Annotated in this window: 12 protein-coding genes, 2 tRNA genes and 3 rRNA genes; 6 read left to right on the top strand and 11 right to left on the bottom strand. The window is 53.0% G+C overall.

Features of this window, described 5'->3' with window-relative positions:
- Positions 1-28: 28 nt before the first annotated feature.
- Positions 29-787: a hypothetical protein gene (locus QET93_RS05860; protein WP_280125297.1), complete on the bottom strand. Its 759-nt coding sequence runs from the start codon at positions 785-787 to the stop codon at positions 29-31.
- 158 nt (positions 788-945) lie between these two features.
- On the opposite strand from QET93_RS05860, the gene QET93_RS05855 reads away from it, so the two are divergent.
- Both QET93_RS05855 and QET93_RS05850 read left to right on the top strand, forming a co-directional pair.
- The gene (locus tag QET93_RS05855; RefSeq protein WP_280125296.1) at positions 946-1,959 is read left to right on the top strand and encodes a phage capsid protein; all 1,014 of its coding nucleotides are present in this window, start codon (positions 946-948) and stop codon (positions 1,957-1,959) included.
- A gap of 14 nt (positions 1,960-1,973) precedes the next feature.
- Entirely contained in the window at positions 1,974-2,423 is a 450-nt protein-coding gene (locus QET93_RS05850) for a hypothetical protein (RefSeq protein WP_280131512.1), read from the top strand.
- Positions 2,424-2,515: 92 nt separating this feature from the next.
- On the opposite strand, the gene QET93_RS05845 is transcribed toward QET93_RS05850, so the two are convergent.
- The 9 genes from QET93_RS05845 to QET93_RS05805 form a co-directional block, all read right to left on the bottom strand.
- The gene (locus QET93_RS05845; protein WP_322190139.1) at positions 2,516-3,451 is read right to left on the bottom strand and encodes a hypothetical protein; all 936 of its coding nucleotides are present in this window, start codon (positions 3,449-3,451) and stop codon (positions 2,516-2,518) included.
- A 326-nt stretch (positions 3,452-3,777) separates the two neighbouring features.
- Positions 3,778-3,893: ribosomal RNA gene (gene rrf / locus QET93_RS05840) — 5S ribosomal RNA — on the bottom strand.
- 267 nt (positions 3,894-4,160) lie between these two features.
- Positions 4,161-6,999 (bottom strand): 23S ribosomal RNA (locus QET93_RS05835).
- A 231-nt stretch (positions 7,000-7,230) separates the two neighbouring features.
- Positions 7,231-7,307: transfer RNA gene (locus tag QET93_RS05830), tRNA-Ile, on the bottom strand.
- Between the two features lie 84 nt (positions 7,308-7,391).
- Positions 7,392-7,467, bottom strand: a tRNA-Ala gene (locus QET93_RS05825).
- Positions 7,468-7,666: 199 nt separating this feature from the next.
- A 16S ribosomal RNA gene (locus QET93_RS05820) occupies positions 7,667-9,177 on the bottom strand.
- Together the 16S, 23S and 5S rRNA genes with 2 tRNA genes alongside form the textbook arrangement of a ribosomal RNA operon.
- A gap of 647 nt (positions 9,178-9,824) precedes the next feature.
- Positions 9,825-11,132, bottom strand: a complete 1,308-nt coding sequence (gene hflX, locus QET93_RS05815) for a GTPase HflX (RefSeq protein WP_280131912.1) — start codon at positions 11,130-11,132, stop codon at positions 9,825-9,827.
- A gap of 25 nt (positions 11,133-11,157) precedes the next feature.
- The gene (locus tag QET93_RS05810) at positions 11,158-11,289 is read right to left on the bottom strand and encodes a hypothetical protein (RefSeq protein WP_322190138.1); all 132 of its coding nucleotides are present in this window, start codon (positions 11,287-11,289) and stop codon (positions 11,158-11,160) included.
- 144 nt (positions 11,290-11,433) lie between these two features.
- Entirely contained in the window at positions 11,434-14,943 is a 3,510-nt protein-coding gene (locus tag QET93_RS05805) for a DEAD/DEAH box helicase (RefSeq protein ID WP_280125796.1), read from the bottom strand.
- A 291-nt stretch (positions 14,944-15,234) separates the two neighbouring features.
- Between QET93_RS05805 and QET93_RS05800 the strand changes: the two genes are divergently transcribed.
- The 4 genes from QET93_RS05800 (at position 15,235) to QET93_RS05785 (ending at position 19,237) form a co-directional block, all read left to right on the top strand.
- Positions 15,235-15,720, top strand: coding sequence for an Lrp/AsnC family transcriptional regulator (locus QET93_RS05800; RefSeq protein ID WP_280125795.1), 486 nt, complete (start codon positions 15,235-15,237; stop codon positions 15,718-15,720).
- A gap of 21 nt (positions 15,721-15,741) precedes the next feature.
- Positions 15,742-16,914, top strand: a complete 1,173-nt coding sequence (locus QET93_RS05795) for an aminotransferase class I/II-fold pyridoxal phosphate-dependent enzyme (RefSeq protein WP_280125794.1) — start codon at positions 15,742-15,744, stop codon at positions 16,912-16,914.
- An 11-nt stretch (positions 16,915-16,925) separates the two neighbouring features.
- Positions 16,926-17,579 carry a YdcF family protein gene (locus QET93_RS05790; RefSeq protein ID WP_280131914.1) on the top strand — a complete coding sequence of 218 codons (654 nt, stop codon included), beginning with the start codon at positions 16,926-16,928 and terminating at the stop codon, positions 17,577-17,579.
- Between the two features lie 80 nt (positions 17,580-17,659).
- Positions 17,660-19,237, top strand: coding sequence for a glycine--tRNA ligase (locus tag QET93_RS05785; protein ID WP_280131915.1), 1,578 nt, complete (start codon positions 17,660-17,662; stop codon positions 19,235-19,237).
- Positions 19,238-19,310: 73 nt separating this feature from the next.
- Here the strand turns inward: QET93_RS05785 and QET93_RS05780 are convergent, their stop codons facing one another.
- A complete protein-coding gene (locus QET93_RS05780; protein ID WP_322190137.1) occupies positions 19,311-21,503 on the bottom strand; it encodes a hypothetical protein in 2,193 nt (730 codons plus the stop codon).
- Positions 21,504-21,558 lie beyond the last annotated feature (55 nt).

Raw genomic sequence — 21,558 nt, 5'->3', positions numbered from 1 at the left:
CACAAATCCATGAGTTTCTCTCCCAATTTCAGGAAACTCCCATTCCTTCTTCCACAAGGACAGGATTAATGCCAAACGCCGATAAAAGCATCCGGAAACAATCCGTACATCTCTTGCGTATCGTCGTATCAGTCTCCATGTCGGCAACGACTTTTTGGTAGAGCTGGTTTCTGGCTTCTCTAGCAATAGCAGCCCGTTCCTCTGGCAATAAATTATCAACCTCGCGGCCCTCTGCATCCGTAATCCGTCCAGGCAATACCAGCAACCCGGCAACCTTCAGCTTAGGTACCGACACCTGAAGTTCCGATGTCATCGGATAATACTCCCAAATCCGTATCGAAGAAGCCACAATCCCATACGACGCGACATAAGCTCCACTCACCTGCAACGTCGCAGACTGAGCTTCAGAGCCATCACCCCCCTTCCGGGAACAAGTCACCGTAATTCCTTGAAAACTCTTGCCATCATCGATTCTAACAGCTTCGCAAATCTTTTCCTTCTGCACATTCAGCCTCACCGAAGAAGGCTCTTCCTGTTGCAACGTACGCGGCAGCCACCCCAATTCCTGGAAATAGGCATAACCGAACGCACCACAGAACAGACATGCCAGGCACATGAATGCAGCAAGCACCACAATCACACATCCGGCACGCCTTCTACGTGTAGCACGCATCTTTTCCCTGTTCGGAAGAGGCGTATTCACTTGTTCCAACCGCTTGGGAACCGGGGACGGTTCCAAGTCTGGCAGTGTAATCGACGGATCGTCCGGAGAGAGAGGCTCGTTCATGACTCCGCAATCTACATGCAATTCTCTCCAAAGAAAAGATCATTTCCCTGTCCCGTCCACCATCACGTATCGGAATGGATGCGAGAAATACAGTTCACTCCATAATGGCACAGCAACCGTGACACGGACAAATCCGGCAACACCGGATCCCGCATCCCATGGAGCGACAGGACCACCTGCTCGCTACCCAATCCCGGGCAGAAACCAGGTTCAATCCAACAGCCGCAGCAATCATCTACAACACCATTTCAATTATGGCTACAACAATCAACGAAAACTATCAGATTAAATACACCAACAAATGGGGGACCCTCCTCCAGCAGCAAACTTCCCGGCTGGAAGATTACGTCTCCGTTGCCAGGGACCTCAGCGGAAAGGTCGTCTTCTTCGACCAATTCGGCGTCCTTGATTTCGAGGAAAAAACCACCCGGGTCGGCAAAACCATTCTGGACGAAGCCCCCACTCTGCGCCGTTCCATGAGGCCGCGCGTCTTCACCAAGGCCATTGGCTATGATGAATTCGACGCCAAACAGCTCGGAAACATGGATGTCCCCGTCTCCAAAACTATTGAGGGACTCAGGGCCGCTGCAGGTCGTCGCATGGACGACGTCATGATCACCGGATTCCTCGGCACCAACTATGTTGGAGAAGACGGTCTCCAGGCAGTCGAACTCGGCAACGCCCAGACCATCGCCGTCAACTATGTCGAATCCGGCTCCGCCAAGGACGACAATCTCACCGTCGCCAAGTTGCGAGCCACTTTGCAGCTCCTTGAAGAAAACGAAGCCTGGCATCAAGACTCCTCCCATTTCGGGGACCAACTCGTCCTTGCCGCCACCAGCTCGCAAATCATGAGCCTGCTCCGGGAAACGGAAGTCAGCAGCTACGACTTCAACAACATCAAAGCCCTCGTCGAAGGAAAAATAGACACCTTCATGGGGTTCAAATTCGTCCGTACCCAACGCCTTCCCATCACCTCCGGCAGCGTCAGAACCTGTCTCGCATGGGTCAAGAGCAAAGCGCAATTCGGCTTCTGGGATGACTTTAAAGTCAAACTCTCCGTGCGCGACGACATGGACGAAGCCCTGCAGGTACGTGCCAAATTCAGCTGTGGCGCCACACGCCTCCAAGAAGAAGGCTTCGTCAAAATCATGTGCAAAGAAACCAAATAACTTAATCGGACAATATGACTACATATTACTCAGACACTGCGGAACTACTCCAGGCTACCCTGACAGGTCAATCTGCCAACTTCACCCCAGGCAATGTCCTGGGAGGCAGGATTGCATTCGCTCGCTCCACCATCGAAAGCAATGGAGGCATGGTAGCCAACGATACCATCCAGCTTGCCTTCCTGCCCAAAGGAGCCGTCATCGTCCCTCATCTCTGCAAAATCTGCAATGAATCGTTTGGGACAACATTCTCCATCAAAATCGGCAATGAACAAAGTGCAAATGCCTATGCCAATGCCATCTCGTTAAAAACAGCCGGGGAACAATCGTTCACCGGAGCCTCCTCGGCTCTAGCCCCCGTCGCATTGGAAAAAGCGCAATGGGTTACCGCCACTATCACGGAAGCCAGCGCTGTCATCGCCCAGAAAAAGGCTGTCGTCTGGCTCGCCTACATCATCCCATAAACTCGCCATTCCGGCTCGACTTACGAGACCGGCTCGGTTAGAAGCACTAACGATTGCCTCGTTCCGCTCCATGGCGGAACGAGGCAAAATGTTTATTCGGGATTGACTGCCTCCTTGAGGAAATTCGGAGTATCCGCAAACGATTCCATCCAAGAAACAACCACCTTCCCCTCATCATTCGTACCCAGTTGCAGAAATGCCGAATTCCTGCCGGAAGAAATACGCAGAAACATCCTTCCCTCTTCCCAGGAATAACGGGGCCTATTCAACTTATACTCAGGATTCATCAAATCGAATCGCAACAGTTTCCTGACCTCATCACGTGTCAACCCGCGTAACGCCACATCATCGGCAAACACCCTCCTGGCCGCCTCGACAGCCGGCACAGAAGCCACAACCGTTCCATCCGGCAACCTCACTGTCTCCCACATCAATTCAACATCCCGTTCGTAAATACCTTGGGAGCCTCCGGAAAGCGTAAAAACCAGAAGAGGCCATGCCAGCAAGATAACAGCAAACACAGCAACCCGGCGGCGGCGCGTCTTAGACAGAGCAATAATCGCCTTTCCCACCATCCCCCAATGCGCTACAAGCTTCTCATCCGCCTTGCCAAACAAAAACTTGCGCGGCTTATAATTAATCCCGTTCTCGGCAATCTGTTTGACCGTCTTCCCCTTTGTCGGATTCACAGCGTCAATGCCGACACTCCCTTCCGCATTCTTCAACATGCGAGGCCACAAAACAGGCACCACCACATAATAAAGAACTGCACTAGCCAGATAAATCAACAGGATCAAACGGCACATTTTCAACATGTCGGAATCAGCAAGAGCCGGAAAAAAGCAATAGACAATAGGGAGCAGCCCCCACACCCCCAAACAGAACCACGACATGCCACGCATCCATAACTTCCAGCGGTCTTGACCGGATATGACAATCAACATGGCAAAAACAATCCACCACGGAGGAATCAAAATATCCTTCACTGGCCCAGTCAATCCGCTTTCCGTCCACTGAGCTACGTACAAACTTCCGGGAATCCATTCCTCATACCCAGTCGATATCGGGAAAAACGAGCGCAAACAAATTGCAGCATCCCCCTCTCCGCGCAACAGCAACGATACACCCACTCCAAACACCGCCAGGAGAAAACAAACCAGCAAAGACAAGAATCTAAGCTTACGTGGAAATCCATCATTCATGATACGTTATCATACCTTTGGATGAGCGCATGTTCAAGCATTTGAGAGAATTTCATCTCACAGATTTCCTGCCTCTTTCGCGGGGATGAGGATTCGAGTATAAACAGAGAAGCCCCGCCTTGCATGGTGACAAGGCGGGGCTTCATAATCAATCCCGGCGACGACCTACTCTCACAAGAGCTATACTCTCACTACCATCGGCGCGCCAGCGTTTCACTGCCGGGTTCGGAACGGGACCGGGTGGGACCACTGGGCTAAGATCACCGGGCTTCAGGGCGGAGGCTCCCGTTTTCTGGGGAGGGGGGTGTCCGTTCTGCCTGCCCGGGGGTCTCTCGGGGGGGGGATGATGGGGATTGATCTTCTTCTGTTTTGGACGCGGAGGCAAGGGAAAAAGGGGAGGAAGCCGGGCTCGAAGCCTGACATCCGCGTGGCGGGGTGTTTCTGCTGTTATGGGTCTTACTTTCCACTCTTTCATACCATGCAAGGCTTCTTCACAATACCTTCACATGAGGATTGCTCCCTTTCCTAAAAGGGAGGAATCAAGTCTTTCGGAGTTTAGTATCGCTCGGCTCAACACATTGCTGCGCTTCCACCTGCGACCTATCGACGTGGTCGTCTTCCACGTTCCTATGGGGAAAATTCATCTTGGGAGGGACTTGGCGCTTAGATGCTTTCAGCGCTTATTCCTTCCGCACTTAGCTACCCGGCCGTGCATTTGACAATACAACCGGTGCACCAGTGGTGCGTCAGACCCGGTCCTCTCGTACTAAGGTCTGAACCCCTCAATTTTCCAACGCCCACAGAGGATAGAGGACCGAACTGTCTCGCGACGTTCTGAACCCAGCTCGCGTGCCGCTTTAACCGGCGAACAGCCGGACCCTTGGGACCTTCTCCAGCCCCAGGATGCGACGAGCCGACATCGAGGTGCCAAACCACGCCGTCGATATGAACTCTTGGGCGTGATCAGCCTGTTATCCCTAAGGTACCTTTTATCCGTTGAGCGACGGCAATTCCACTTTCTACCGCCGGATCACTTGGGCCTGCTTTCGCATCTGATCGACTTGTCGGTCTCACAGTTAGGCTGGTTTATGCCCATGCACTCGTCACGCGGTTGCCAACCGCGCTGAACCAACCTTCGCGCTCCTCCGTTACTCTTTGGGAGGATACCGCCCCAGTAAAACTGACCGGCTGACACGGTCCCCTGGCCGGTTTCACGGCTCAGCGTTAGATTCTCCAGTCTCAAAGGGTGGTGTCTCATTGATGACTCTTCCGGCCCCTAAAGGCCGGCTTCAACGTCTCCCACTTACTCTGAGCATTGAGACCGAAGAAACAATGACAGCTTACAGTTAAGGTCTATAGGGTCTTTCCGTCCTTCTGCGGGTAGGCGGCATCTTCACCGCCACTACAATTTCACTGAGCGTCTGGTTGAGACAGTGCCCAACTCGTTTCACGATTCGTGCAGGTCGGAACTTACCCGACAAGGAATTTCGCTACCTTAGGACCGTTATAGTTACGGCCGACATTCACCGGGACTTGGGTTCAGAGCTTCGCCTTGCGGCTAACACCTTGCCTTAATCTTTCGGCATTGGTCACGTGTCACACCCTATACTTCGACTTGCGTCTTTGCAGAGTGCTGTGTTTTTGATAAACAGTCGGTTGGGCCATTTCTCTGCGGCCTGCATCTCTGCAGGCACCCCTTCTTCCGAAGTTACGGGGCTAATTTGCCGAGTTCCTTAACCAGAGTTCACTCTTGCGCCTTGGTATATTCTACCCACCCACCTGTGTCGGTTTGCGGTACGGGTTCCTTAGCATACGCTGGGGCTTTTCTTGGCACTCGCTTTGATGGTGCGGCCAGTCCGTAAACCGGCCTCGGAATTCAATAACCTGTCCATCTCTACTCATGCGTCCCCCCAGTTTAAGGGTCGGAAGCTCAGGATTATTAACCTGATGTCCATCGCCTACGCCTCTCGGCCTCGGCTTAGGTCCCGGCTAACCCAGGGACGAATCTCGTTGCCCTGGAAACCTCGGGTTTACGGCGGCCGGGGATTTCACCCGGCTTAACGTTACTCATGTCTGCATACTCACTTCCGTGCTCTCCAGGGTCAGTCGCCATCGCCCTTCAACGTACACGGAACGCTCTTCTACCACTCCTCCCTTGCAGGAGAAATCCAGAGCTTCGGTACAACGTTTCATCGCCAATCATTTTCGGCGCAGGATCACTCGATGAGTAAGCTATTACGCATTTTTTAAATGGTGGCTGCTTCTAAGCCAACATCCTCACTGTCTGTGTAATCCCACATCCTTTCCACTCAACGTTGTTTGGGCACCTTAGCTGCTGGTCTGGGTTGTTTCCCTCTCGACAATGAAGCTTATCCCCCACTGTCTCACTGCTACGCTCCATTGTGCGGTATTCGGAGTTTGATAAGGGTTGGTAGGCGGGTGTGCCCCCTAGCCTTGTCAGTGCTCTACCCCCGCACATCAGCACGTAACGCTGCACCTAAATGCATTTCGAAGAGAACCAGCTATCACGGGGTTTGATTAGCCTTTCACTCCTACCCTCAGCTCATCAGAGAACTTTTCAACGTTCACCTGTTCGGTCCTCCACGGCGTTTTACCGACGCTTCAACCTGGCCAAGGGTAGGTCACCTCCGCTTCGGGTCCAGTACCTGCGACTAAAAACCGCCCTGTTCGGACTTGCTTTCGCTTCGACTCCGGGCCGGAAGCCCTTAGTCTTGCCACAGACACTGACTCGCAGACTCATTAAACAAAAGGCACGCCATCGCAGCTTGCGCTGCTCTGACACTTTGTAGACATACGGTTTCAGGTTCTATTTCACTCCGCTCACAGCGGTTCTTTTCACCTTTCCCTCGCGGTACTTGTTCACTATCGGTCGCCGACTAGTATTTAGCCTTGCGCGGTGGTCCGCGCGGATTCATACACCGTTCCACGTGTGGTGTATTACTCAGGAGTCCACTAGATCTCACAAAAGATTTCGCTTACGAGGCTTTCACTCTCTCCGGCCAGTCTTTCCAAACTGTTCTGCTATCTTTCATGATCGATCATGGCGTGGTCCTACAACCCCGAAAGAAGTACTTTCGGTTTGGGCTCTTCCGCTTTCGCTCGCCACTACTTACGGAATCGATTTCTCTTTCTTTTCCTCCGCTTACTGAGATGTTTCACTTCAGCGGGTCTCGCGATCGTTGTCCTATGTATTCAGACAACGTCAACCGGGCTTTCCCCCGGTTAGGTTACCCCATTCGGATACCCCCGGATCGTAGCTCATTTGCAGCTCCCCGAGGCTTTTCGCAGCTTATCGCGTCCTTCTTCACCTGTCGGCACCAAGGCATTCACCGTACGCCCTTGGTTTCTTGATTCCATTCCTTCAGAAAGGAAAGCAAGTCCCCATGTGATGATACTGTTAAATCTTGTATGCTTGCGTGTTATTCAATATGTGTTTTGTAGTTTCCCACTTCAGGGTTTTCTTGATCTCCTTTGAAAATGTCTCACGACTTTCTCCTAGGTACAAGAACCCTTTTGCCACGCGGATGTCAATCTTCGCTTCGCTTCTTTTCTTCTCCGGGCTTATGAGCCGGCTTGTCTTTATATGGTGGGCCTGACAGGACTTGAACCTGTGACCCCGCGCTTATCAAGCGCGTGCTCTAACCAACTGAGCTACAGGCCCATGGTTTTCTCTATAGGCCAAGTCTTCCTTACATGCCTTTTTCCTTAAACTTCCTACCTTTCAAGGGCTTTACGAGGTTTGGGGTGGTGGAGGCACGGGGACTCGAACCCCGGACATCCAGCTTGCAAAGCTGGCGCTCTACCAACTGAGCTATACCCCCAATTGGATCCGGTTACGGGTTGGTTTTTACAGGAAAGGTCGTCACGCACGTCGTACTTGCCTTGCGCTTGCGCTTCAAGGACTTCTTTTTCTTACACATCTTGTAATATCGTTGCCGGGCCTTGCGAACCCGGCTTTCCCGTCCCTAAAGAACGGGATCGACCTGGACAGGAACTCTCGCCCCTGTCTTTTCTCCATAGAAAGGAGGTGATCCAGCCGCAGGTTCCCCTACGGCTACCTTGTTACGACTTCATCCCAGTTACCAGTCTCACCTTAGGACCCTGCCTCCTTGCGGTTGGCTCTAGATACTTCGGGTGCGACCGGCTTCCATGATGTGACGGGCGGTGTGTACAAGACCCGGGAACGTATTCACGGCGCCGTAGCTGATGCGCCATTACTAGCGATTCCGGCTTCGTGTAGGCGGGTTGCAGCCTACAGTCCGAACTGGGCCCAGTTTTCAGGATTTCCTCCGCCTCACGGCTTCGGCCCCCTCTGTTCTGGGCATTGTAGTACGTGTGCAGCCCTGGGCATAAGGGCCATACTGACCTGACGTCGTCCCCACCTTCCTCCCAGTTGATCTGGGCAGTCTTGCCAGAGTCCCCACCATAACGTGCTGGTAACTGGCCACAGGGGTTGCGCTCGTTGCTGGACTTAACCAAACATCTCACGACACGAGCTGACGACGGCCATGCAGCACCTGTGTAACGCCTCCGAAGAGTCGCATGCTTTCACATGTTGTTCATTACATGTCAAGCCCAGGTAAGGTTCTTCGCGTTGCATCGAATTAAGCCACATACTCCACCGCTTGTGCGGGTCCCCGTCAATTTCTTTGAGTTTTAATCTTGCGACCGTACTCCCCAGGCGGCACGCTTAACGCGTTAGCTCCGGCACGAGGGGGTCGAGTCCCCTCACACCAAGCGTGCACCGTTTACTGCCAGGACTACAGGGGTATCTAATCCCTTTCGCTACCCTGGCCTTCGTACCTCAGCGTCAGTTAATGTCCAGGAACCCGCCTTCGCCACGAGTGTTCCTCTCGATATCTACGCATTTCACTGCTACACCGAGAATTCCGGTTCCCCCTCCATTACTCCAGTCTCCCAGTATCATGTGCAGTCCAGGGGTTGAGCCCCTGCCTTTCACACCTGACTTAGAAAACAGCCTACGTACTCTTTACGCCCAGTGATTCCGAACAACGCTTGAGACCTCTGTATTACCGCGGCTGCTGGCACAGAGTTAGCCGTCTCTTCCTCTTGTGGTACTATCAACATTGCTGCTTGCTCCCACATGACAGGGGTTTACAATCCGAAGACCTTCTTCCCCCACGCGGCGTCGCACCATCAGGGTTGCCCCCATTGTGAATGATTCTCGACTGCTGCCACCCGTAGGTGTCTGGACCGTGTCTCAGTTCCAGTGTGGCCGGACATCCTCTCAGACCGGCTACCCGTCATCGCCTTGGTGAGCCGTTACCTCACCAACTAACTAATAGGACGCGAGCCCATCTTCAAGCGCATTGCTGCTTTGATCTTTCGACCTCATGCGGTATTAATCCCAGTTTCCCGGGGCTATCCCCCACTCGAAGGTAGGTTGCTCACGTGTTACTCACCCGTGCGCCACTGAAGAATATTAGCAAGCTAGCATTCTTCCGTTCGACTTGCATGTCTTATCCACGCCGCCAGCGTTCGTTCTGAGCCAGAATCAAACTCTCCATCAAATAATCTATCTATTTGAAATTGCTGGACCAACAGGATCCATTTCCTGGATTCTGTCAGCGCCATGCCCTTTCGCTACACCAGGGATTCTCAACCCTGGCTTCTTCGCTGAAAACAAGCACGGCGCGCGTCACGACCTTCCCTTCCCCATTTCCTCCTCCAAACGCTCCCTCTCAGACAGGTTGTCCTTGTGCTCGAAATCTCGCTCACCTCGCGGCTCGCTCAACCCCTCGCATCTCGGCGTTTCGGAAGTCATTCCCTTTGACAAGCTTCTCTCCGCTCCGGACAAGCGCCCCTTTCTCGGAACCTTTTCCTTCGCTCTCACCCGGCCGGCCAGCCCTCCGTCCCTCTCGCTTTCTTCAAGCTCCGGGTCGTTGCAGGTCTGCCCTTTCGGCGTGATCCCCTCGGTTGGGGTGCCGAGAAATCTACATGAATCCCGGAAAACGTCAACATCTTTTGAAAGTTTTTTTCTCCACCAAATCTTCAATCACCGCAAAATACTCTCGATATCAATCAGATATAAAAAAATTATTTTTCTCCGACAACTCTGCCGTTTATACGATTCACGGCGATCATGAACAGGCAATTCGCATACAAAAAAGGGAGAGGCATCCGCCTCCCCTTTTTATCCATTGATTATCAATATTTATTAAACCTTCCAGTCATCCAGTTTACTATCCAGAGCTCTCGGCAAAATGGCCTGGACGATGATGTCGTTCTCCTCGTATTCCGTACTTAGGACCTTGCCTTCACGATGCATAACCGCCACAAGATCACTACGGTATTGAGGAATTTTATAAATGGAGGTATGAACGCGATGGGAAAGCATTTCCACACATGCCTCCATGAAGTCATCCATTCCCCAGGATTCACGTACGGACATGGATACCGTAGGCATCTGCATTTTCCGGGCCAGGGTTTCTGCGGTTTCGCAACGGACGGATTCCTCCAGCTTGTCCAGTTTGTTGAACACGACAACCATAGGTTTGTCCACAGCACCCAGCTCGGCAAGAACCTCAAGAGTCGTCTCAAAATGCCGGTAAGCATCCGGATCGGATACATCGACCACCTGAATCAGGAAATCCGCCAAAACGGCTTCTTCCAGAGTCGATTTGAAGGCTTCCACCAGCCGATGGGGAAGATTGCGGATAAATCCGACTGTATCGGTCAGCAAAAGAGCTTGCCCATCAGGCAGCGATATCTTTCTGGTCGTCGTATCCAGCGTTGCAAAGAGCATATCCTTCGCCATAACGTCCGCTCCGGATACAAAACTGAGCAAGGAAGACTTGCCCGCATTGGTGTAACCCACAATGGCAGCCGTCGGCATCCCCTGTCGTTCGCGATCCTTGCGCTGGGTTGCACGCTGGCGTCTGACATCTTCCAGTTCCTTTTGAATAGCCTCAATACGGGAACGAGCCAGCCGACGATCTACTTCGATCTGCTTTTCACCTTCGCCACGAGCAGCGCCAGAGCCCCCCTTTCCTCCGCCGGAGCCACCGCCCTGTCTGTCCAGATGCGCCCACATGCGAGCCATTCTTGGCAGGGAATATTGCATCCTTGCCAAATCTACCTGCAGGGTCGCTTCGCGAGTGCGGGCACGCTGGGCAAAGATATCAAGAATCACTTCTTCACGGTCGATAACGCATACGTCGATGAGGCGTTCCCATTCGCGTTGCTGGGACGGAGCCAGCATATTGTCGAAAACTACACAGTCCACGTCAAGGGAATGAGCCAGATCACAGATTTCCTGAGCCTTGCCTGTACCACATAAAAACTTGGCATGGATTTCCCGTGAACGGACAAGCTCCTTGCCAACGACCTGAATATCCAGATTGGAAACAAGATCGTCCAATTCTTCCAGCATTGCCCGAGTTTCAGGCAAATCCTTCTCGTTGAAATAAATGGAAACAAGCAATGCTCGTTCCACTTTCTGCGGTTTTTCTCTAACTTCAAACATGCATGCTCCTGGCGCAGTTCACTCCTTACTGGAACTTCTGGGTTGATGTAGGCTTATAATCGTTCAAAAGATCTTTGTTGATTTTATTACAGTTGCAAGAACAGGAGCTCAGCAGAGCAATCCCCAGGGAAGCGATCAGTAAAGATGTCAGTTTCATTATTTCCATTTGCTCCTGCAATCGGCTTTCAAGCAAGCAAAAAGCAAGCCATCCACCCATGGAAATAAAAGACAGGGCCGGTCCGGCATTTCTCCGGTCCGGCCCTTAGGAGGAAACTCAACGTTCGTTCGCAGAGCGCAAGGCTTAACCTTCTTCTTCGTCCCCGTGGTTAAGAATGAAGTTGAGGTCGTCTATACCCAGAGTAGAAGCAAATCCTTCGTCTCCCAGGACGTTGGCAACAAGCTGGTTCTTCTGGTGCTGGAGAATACGGATCTTCTCTTCAACGGAATCCTTCGTCAAAAGCCGGTAGGCGATAACCTTGTTCTTCTGGCCGATTCGGTGCGTACGGTCGATAGCCTGACTTTCCACGGCGGGATTCCACCACGGATCGTACAGGACAACATAGGACGCGGAAGTCAGGTTCAAACCGGCACCGCCAGCCTTGAGGGATAGGAGGAAAACGGAAGGTTCCTTGGAAGTCTGGAAGCGTTCGATTTCTCCCTTTCGGTCCTTAGTCTGACCAGTAAGATAGTTGAGAGGACGCGCTTCGGATTCGAGCCTGTTCTTGATGATTTCCAGCATGGAAACGAACTGGGAGAACACAAGCACCTTGTGCCCTTCCTCACGCAACTGATCCAGCAGGTAGAAAAGAGCGTTGAGTTTGGCGCTCTCTTCCTTGGCATACTTGGCATCTATCAAGCCCGGATGGCAGCAAATCTGACGAAGGCGCATTAATCCCTGGAGAATGGCAAAGCTGTTCTTTTTAACCGATTCATCGGAGTCTATTCCCAGCAAGGCCTTCTGAATTCGGCGCAATTCCGCCTTGTAGAGCTGGTTCTGGATACCTTCCATCTTGGCAAACACTTCTTCTTCCGTTCTCGGCGGAAGATCTCGGGCAACCTGGGATTTGGTACGACGCAAGAGGAAAGGCTTCAAGCGTGCCGCCAGACGAGTCTGGCTTTGCGGATCCTTGCGTTTGTCAAAACGTTTCTTGAAGTAAGCGCGAGATCCGAGAACTCCCGGCATGGAGAAGGCCATAAGAGACCACATGTCAAGCAGGCGGTTTTCAATCGGCGTGCCGGAAAGAACCAAGCGATTGTACGACGTGATTTCCCTGGCAGCCTTGGCAGCCTTGGAGTCGGGATTCTTAATCTGCTGGCCTTCGTCAAGAATCACGGTAAGCCACTTGATGGAATTGAGATTTTCCCCGCATACGCGCAACTGAGCGTAGTTGACAACAACCATGTCGTAGTTGGCAAGAATGTCATCCACCACAGCCTGATCCTTGCTACGAATCACAAGGACGCGAATATTCGGAGCAAACTTCTGCGCTTCACCCGCCCACACATCTAGCACGGATTTCGGGCAAACAATCAAAACAGGTGGCAATTTAACTTTTTTACGTCCCTTCTGCCTGTCGACAAAGTCATGACGCAGCCACAGGATATAAGCAATCGACTGAATCGTCTTACCCAAGCCCATGTCGTCAGCAAGAATACCACCGAAGCCGTTGGTTGCCAAATAGGCCAGGAATTGGAACCCTTCCACCTGATAAGGACGCAAGGTTGCCTGAAGTTCAGAGGGGACATCAGGCTTCACATCGATTTTAATCTCGGCAGTACGGTCTTTGATTCGCTTCCAGGCACGGGGATCAAACACTTCCGCCGCCTTCGGATCGGCCAGCTGCATGGCATGCATGCGGTGAGTTTCTCCGGAAAGATCGAAAGGATCCAGACCAAGACGAGTCACTGCATCGCGCTGGTCGTTATCCAGCTTGATTTCCAGACGCATCCATCCCCCATCATCCATACGAACATAGCCGCCGCGAGCGGCAACAAGAGCTCTAATCTGTTCCTTGGATAATTCAACTCCTTCTACGTCAATAACAATACGAAGATCAAACCAGTCAATTTCCTGATTGACGACTTCAAAGCGAATCGCAGCCGCCACCGGATCAGCCAGCAGAGTCTTGAGCTTTTCATCCATTTCCACGGTAAGATCCGAGGGAAGCACTTTGGCCCATTCGGCAAATTTTTCCGGGAACTGCTTGGTTACACGAGCTTTGAAGGCATCCACCTGAGGATCGTAAGAGAAGCCCATTTCCTCCAGAAGACCAGGAATGGAATAAAGATGTTCCCGGATGAAACGAAGAAGCACCTTGTCTCTCATCGGTTCCTGGTGGGTGACCTCCCAACCGTCCTTGCCCATTTTTTCGACACGACGTCCCAGATTGTCGGACGCCGTCACTTCGCAAAGGACATGTTCCGTTTCTGCCGATGTCAACCCGCGGACAATCTTCATCTTGAAGCTTCCCATCATCTCAATGTCGACCACACGTTCTTCCATGCTCTGTGGCAGGGAAGCTCCGATTTTCCGGAGAAATTCAACCCCTTCGAGACTGTCGATCACCTGTTTGGGGATAGAATAACGCGGTTCTACTTCCGTGGTTTCCAACCATCGGGGAGGACCGGGGAAAACAGTTTCGTCCGATTGGTACAACTCCTGAAGCCCCGGAAGCTGACGGACGGAGTGAGATACATTGATTCCGCCGGACGTCACCAGTTGCAAAGCAAAACAATCCGGATTAATCGGATCGTCATGGCATACCCACTGGAGAGGCTCCGTCACAACCTTGAAGTAATTTTCATCCAGATTGACGAGATACCCTTTCAGGGCGCTTTGATGGAAAAGCCTGTTCATCAGGCCACAGGCCGATTCCAAATCCAAATCCAGTACGAGGGAACCTTCCTGCTCCACATACTCAATCAGCATCTTCAGCAGCAATTCCGACTGAACATCCATTTTCAGGGCGGCACGCTGATACGCATCGACGATATGATCCATGTCCGATTTTTCACGGAGAGGAATCCATTCCTGTTTCAAATTGTAGCGGTACTCGAAATGCCCTTCGTTAATCGTCGAGACAAGGCGCATGTAGAAATCTTCACGCGGAGGCTGCGGCGGGCGTTCGTTAATGGATTGGATACGATCATACCAAATTCCAACTTCGCGATCACGTTCCCATGCATGGATTTTACTCTGCACCTTTTCCAGATTTGTCACGGCTTCCATGAAACTCGGGAACGGAAGCCGCCTCTTACTGAATGCATAGGCGATGTAGTTCCAGAATTCCAGAATGTTGGTAGGAGGCACCGGCCAGAGTTCCAACGGTTCGTAAGTCGTAATTTCCCAGCGGGGATTCAGACGCACCATGTCGTGATCATGGATTTCCTGCTCAATGGCGAACCGGCGGTAGCGCTTTTCGAGCTTGGTGACATATTCGGCTTCCTTGTCATCCAGTTCGCGTTTCAGCTTCTCTTCGAGAATATCCAGAAGAGGAACATCGTTAAGTTCATTTGGGGATTCGGGGAGATCCTGACCGCGGTACATACGCTCCATCATCGTCGCATACATCGCCGCTCCCGCTACGGAAGCATCGTCCGTCGAACAGGATCCGAACCAGCGGTTCCCCTGCAAACGAAGGCTTACACGGTGGATTCCATGTTCATCCTCCACGCGGCCTTGAATAAAGAGATGGTTTCCGAAAATTTGCGTTACGGCGCCATCTTTCTGTAATTTTTCGCCACGCGCCCGCACATCCTCTGGGAATGCATTCAGGAAATTGAGCGTCGCGCGGTCTGGATTAAGAGCCATGCTCATTGCAGTAATATATTGGGAAGTTGTTTACACATAAAGACAGTAGTCCCATGGACATACATTTTATGTTTGGCATAGTAGCACATAATCTGCCAGCTTTCAACATTTCTCTGAAAAAAATATGAGATAGAAACTCAGTCCACCAGAAGAGGGATGACACTGCCAGGCAGTTACCGAAATGGGATGTCTCCCATTTTTCGTGAAATATTTCCGTTCAAATTCACGGACGATGCGCCTCTTCCGGCTTGACAGACGCAGGAACACCCCCCCTTCTATACGGGTAACCCTATGTCTGCAGCATCCTTATTACAGCTTCTTTCCACCAATGCCCGCCTGAGCGACACCGAACTGGCAGAACGCCTCAACATGAGCGCCAGCGAAGTAACTGCCCTGAGGCAGGACTTGGAACAGGAACACCGTATCCTTGGCTACCAAGCCATTGTCAACGATGAGGATTTTCACGACGCCGGCGTCACCGCCTTTATTGAAGTGAAAGTAACTCCCGAACGAGAAGGAGGCTTCGACCATCTGGCCACGCGCATCGCGCGGTTTGACGAAGTGTCCTCCTGCTATCTGGCCAGCGGCGGCTTCGACCTGCTAGTCATAGTTGAGGGCAAGAGCATGCGCGATATTGCCAATTTCGTTTCCGGCAAGCTTTCCACATTGGAAGGGGTGCTTTCCACGGCTACTCACTTCCACCTTAAAACTTACAAGAAAAACGGATTTATCTTCGAGGCTCCTGCGGAAGACAACCGCCTGATCGTCTCCCCGTAATTCCGACCACCGATCAACACAATGGACTGGTCATCAAAAATAGCTAACCAAATTGCCGATATTCCCCGTTCGGGGATCCGGGAATTTTTCGATCTTGTCACCGGCCGCAAGGACATCATCTCCCTGGGCGTCGGCGAACCTGATTTCGTTACCCCCTGGCACATCCGCGAAGCCGCTATCTACTCTCTGGAAAAAGGGCACACCACTTACACATCCAACTACGGGTTGGAAAGCCTCCGCAAAAAGATTGTCCAATACGTCGAAAACTTTTTTCACGTTTCCTACGATCCCCTCCACGAAGTTCTCGTCACCGTCGGTGTCAGCGAGGCCCTGGATCTTGCCTTGAGAGCCATCCTCAATCCCGGAGACGAAGTCCTCTACCACGAGCCCTGCTACGTATCCTACTCCCCCAGCGTCACCATGGCGCACGGTACGGCCAAAGCCGTTCCTACGACCAAGGCCGACCTTTTCGCACTCAATCCAGAAGCACTGGAAGCCGCTATCGGCCCCAGGACAAAAGCGTTAATGCTGAATTTTCCGACGAACCCGACAGGAGCCGTTGCTCCGGTAGAAACGCTGGAAGCCATCGCACGCATCTGCATCAAGCACGACCTCATTGTCTTGACCGACGAAATCTACAGTGAACTCCGTTACGACGGCATTCCCCACGTCACTATCGCCTCCCTGCCCGGCATGCAGGAACGCACCGTTCTTCTGCACGGATTCTCCAAGGCATTCGCCATGACCGGTTTCCGCCTCGGATACGCTTGCGGACCGGAACCCATCATCTCTGCAATGATGAAAATCCACCAGTATTCCATGCTCTGTGCGCCGATCAGTTCCCAGGAAGCAGCCATCGAAGCACTCTCCCACGGTACGGACGCCATGCTTAAAATGAGGGACAGCTACCACCAGAGGCGCGACTACCTTGTCAATCGGCTCAACGACATGGGTATCGACTGCCACATGCCGGGCGGCGCCTTCTACGTATTCCCGGACATTTCCAAATTCGGATTCAGCAGCAAGGAATTCGCCACCCGCCTCCTGATGGAACACCAGGTAGCAGCCGTTCCCGGAGATGCTTTCGGGCCAAGTGGAGAAGGCTATCTGCGCTGTTGCTACGCCACGGCCTTCGAGCAAATCAAGGAAGCATGCAACCGCATGGAAAGCTTCATCAAGGATCTAAAATCCTAAGAATCCATCTCATGACCGAAGACGCAGCCATCGACATTCTGTGGGATTTTCATCACGTCGGTCATATCCCGGCTCCCTGCGACTTGATGTTCGTTCTGGGCAGCAACGATGTCCGGGTTGCAGAATATGCAGCAGAACTTTACCACCGCGGACTAGCCCCCCTTATCGTCTTCTCCGGCGGAGCCGGACGCTTCACTCAGGGATGGGAATTGACCGAAGCGGAAATTTTTGCACGAGCAGCAAAAGCAAAAGGAGTCCCTGCCAGTGCCATCCTCCTGGAAAACAAGGCTACCAACACCGGGGAAAACATCATCTTCTCCCGCCAGATCATCAGCCAGGCAGGATTGCCGCCCCCCACACGCATCCTCGCCCTGCAAAAACCCTACATGGAACGCCGAACCCTGGCCACACTGGAAGCCCAATGGCCCGGTCCCTCCTTCCTGGTATCCTCCCCCTCTTTTAGTTTTAAGGCGTATTTGACGGAAACGCTCACACGATCCTTCGTCATCAACGCCATGATGGGGGATTTCCAACGTATCATCGAATATCCCAAACAGGGCTTTTCCACTCGGCAACACATCCCTCAGGAAGCCCTGGAAGCCTTCCGTCTGCTGGTTCAAGCCGGTTACACCACACAGCTTCTTCCGGGAGTTCCCCTTCCCTGAACCGTCTGAAGTCAGTTTTTTTTCTTTTCCGGTCTTCATTCCGGATCCACAATCAAATCCACCAACAACCCAAGCTCATTATGGCTGACCGCAACAACACAGATCCCGCCCGTATGGAAAAAATCGTAAGCCTCTGCAAGAGGCGCGGTTTCATCTTCCAATCCGCCGAACTTTATGGAGGCTTGAACGGTTGCTGGGATTACGGTCCCCTCGGAGCAGAACTCAAGCGCAACGTCAAAGAATACTGGTGGCGTAAAAACGTTCAGGAACGCGACGATATCGTCGGCATGGACGGCTCCATCCTGACGCACAACTCCGTCCTTGTCGCCTCCGGCCACGTTGGAGGATTCACCGATCCAATGTGCGACTGCCTCCTCACCAAGGAACGCCTCCGCGCCGATCAGGTACCGGCCCAGAACGGTACGGTTTTCTGGTACACAGGTGCCTCCCGTCATGAAACAGCATGGTCCGTTGAAAAAACATTCGCCGTTCTCGTTCCCTCTGAAAAAAATGCCGACAAGGCGCGCAAAACAGCCTCCCAGTACTACGCCCAGCTCGCGGGCAAGGATGTCTCCCCCAAGGAAATCATCCTCGCCGGAGAACGTACGGAAGAAGTCACCGGCACCACACGCTTCAATCCCGCCAACGGCTCCCTGTTGACTGAAGCACGCGAATTCAACCTGATGTTCAAGACAAAGATCGGTGCGACCTCCGACGATGACGATCCCGCCTCCACTGGATGGCTCCGTCCGGAAACCGCCCAATCCATCTTCTGCCAGTACAAAAATATTCTGGACAGCTCACGCGTCAAAATCCCCTTCGGCATCGCCCAGATCGGCAAGGCATTCCGCAACGAAATCAATCCGCGCAACTTCACATTCCGCTCCCGCGAATTCGAGCAAATGGAAATCGAATACTTCTGCCGTGAAGAAGACGGGATGAACCTGACCGAAGAATGGCTGGAACGCCGCCTCTGCTTCTACGATGAGATCGGTATCCCGCGAGAACACATCCACATCCTCGACGTACCTGCCGAAGAACGAGCTTTCTACTCCAAGAAAACCTATGACCTGGAATACGAATTCCCCTTCGGCATTCAGGAACTGGAAGGCATCGCCTATCGCACGTGCTACGACCTCTCCCGTCATCAGGAAGGCTCCGGAAAAACTCTGGAATACTTCGACGAAGAAACCAAGGAACGTTTCATTCCCCATGTCGTCGAACCCTCCTCCGGCTGCGATCGTACCATTCTGGCCCTCATCTGCGAAGCCTTCGAAGAAGAACAACTCGTCGATGACAAGGGCAAGCAGGATATCCGCACAGTCATGCACTTCCACCCGCGGATGGCTCCTATCAAGGCAGCCATTTTCCCCCTTCTCAAAAAGAACGAAGCCCAGGTCCGCATCGCACGCGACATTGAGAGAACTCTCCAACCCTGGATGAATGTCTTCTATGACGAAGCCGGAGCCGTCGGTCGTCGCTACCGCCGCCAGGACGAAGTCGGCACCCCCTTCTGCATCACTGTAGACTTTGAAACACTCGGCGAAAACGATCCGTCTCTTCAGGGCACGGTGACCATCCGCCACCGCGACTCCATGGAACAGGAACGCGTCGCCATCGACGACCTCCTTCACTGGCTCATCAAGAGAATCCGCTGAAGCGGGATCTCCACGCTACCCTCATTTTCCACCCCGCAAGCTCTCCGGTCTCAATGCCGGAGAGCTTGTTGTTTTACTCGACATACCGATAATACATAGAGAGCACCAGCGTCCAAAACGCATGTGTCAAGGGAGGCATATCGTCACCGAAGGATACTTCCTCTCGTCCTTGAGCAGTCTTGCTTCTCTGCGTCTGACGCATAACATTGCCCATGACCCGACGCTCGAATCCCTGCCATTGGTTCCCTCCCTGCAGACGGGCAATCTGCCCGTGGTAATAGTTCACATACGCATTGGGAGGGATCGAATGGTAGTCCGATTTATTCACGTTGACCTCGGGAACGGATGCCACCAGCTTCTTCATGGCATTTTCCTCCGCCGGGGAATATTTCACCCCCAGCAGTTTTCCGCTGTAAACGCCGACGAATGGAATGCTGCAATTCGTCGATCTTTCCTGGGTTCTGTAGTGGAAGGTTCCCCGTTTCGGCAGCCAGCAGGAACGTACGTAACCGGCAGCTTTCGCCATGGCCTCATCATACCCGTCCGGATCAATCCCCGCCCTTCTGAGAGCACACAGGGCCTGGATGTTCCAGCAGGAAATGGAAATATCCCCCGGAGTCATCCCATACTGATAATCCCAGGAGCCTTCCCGGTTCTGGCATTTGAGGATGTACTCCGCAAATTGCAGCAAAATCTTTTCATCAAGGGGAAACTCCTCCCCTTTTTCATGACTGAGCCCATATGACTCCGCCAGAGCATAAACCGCCATCGCATATTCATACCCGGGCAAATAGACGCATGTCTTCCGGCTCGGATTCATACATGCCGTCGCCAGATAGGCAATAGCCCTGGCAACCGTCGTCCCGAATTCCTCAGACGTGACCGTTTCACAATGGGCGGAGAAAGCCAGCAGGCAAATTGCCGTCGTACCGACCGGATAGGCGGAATTGACAACAGAAGATCCCCCTTCGCCCCAGGCACCGGAATTCCCCTGTTTTCCCTTAAGCCACCGCAACATCCCAATAACCGTCTTCTCCACCGCTTCCGGATTCCCGCCTCCCTCGCGGATGCGAGCCATACGGCTCCCCGGAGAACAACGGCTTTCCACGATCGATGCAATCCCACCGGAAGAAGCCCCCCCTCCTAGCGATTCACCGAACATCATCTCCTCACTCCCGACCATGCCGGATACATCTACATCCAGATTCGGCAGAGAAACGTCCGCTGCCGCCTCCGCCGTCAACACGGGAGCAGAGGAAACCTCCGGCATGGAGAGCGTTTCCTCCTGTGCTGCGTGGTTCACCCGGGTAGATGTCATTTCGGGAACCGCTTCGCTTTCATCCTCCGATACCATGTACACGGAAATTTCTACCGGAGGTAACGGCACGGGAAGAATTTTCACGACAGAAAACACAAGCAGTAAGGCAGCGAGAATTCCCCCCGTCACATACAGAGTCGTCCGGCGCCTCTTCCAGACACTGGCGGCATTTTCTCCCGGCGGCGCCACCAGGCGTTCTACCGGACGAACGCTAGGCTGCAAGTCCTTGTGAGGTCTTGAAGAAAGCCTTCGTTTCCGTTCCCGGGGGAGAATCTTCTCTCCCCGAGCATTCTTCACCCCCTGGAACGGACGCACCGGCAAGGGTACCTTTTCCCTTTCACCGGGAGAAGAATGGACAGACAGAGCCGAATCCGTCTGCACCCCGCCCTCTTCCTCCGGGGCATCCTCTCCGACCACCCGTCCCCGTTCATCCAGAAACAAGGTCCGACAGCTCCCATCCTCACCATACTGGCAGACGAAAGCCGCATACCCGTGGGAATTCCTGCACCTCTTGCCGTCCAGTCCGTAACAAACCTGTTTCTCCAGACGACCTTCATCGTCATAGGAAAATTTCATGCAGTAGTACCCGCTATCTCCTAGAGCGGGACTCCCATCGGAGGATACATACTTCCTCTCTCCGACCTCCCCCCGGGCATTCCTCTTCACAATGCGGATACGGCCATCGCTCAAATACTCCTCTCTCCGGATTTCCTCACCGTCCGGATCATAAGAAAAAGCTCTTTTGACAATCCCCGCCGCATCCACACATGGCAACCCCTCCCCGCTATAATACGATTCCGACGCCACACGACCCTCGGCATCATATTCATAGACGACCTTATGCCACAAATCCGGTCCGGCGACGGCATCCCCCGCCTGGCTACAGTAAAACGCAGAGGCAACCCTGCCGCTGTCGTCGTAGATCTTGCGCATAGTCGGGGTATCCATAGGGGAAACCCTCCCCCGGTCCTGGGAGGGCGCCCCTCTTTCTACCACACTTCCA

The sequence above is a fragment of the Akkermansia sp. N21116 genome, assembly GCF_029854705.2.
Lineage (GTDB): Bacteria > Verrucomicrobiota > Verrucomicrobiia > Verrucomicrobiales > Akkermansiaceae > Akkermansia.
Note: the sequence above shows the minus strand (reverse complement) of the source record. Positions and strands in the feature narration are given on the sequence as shown.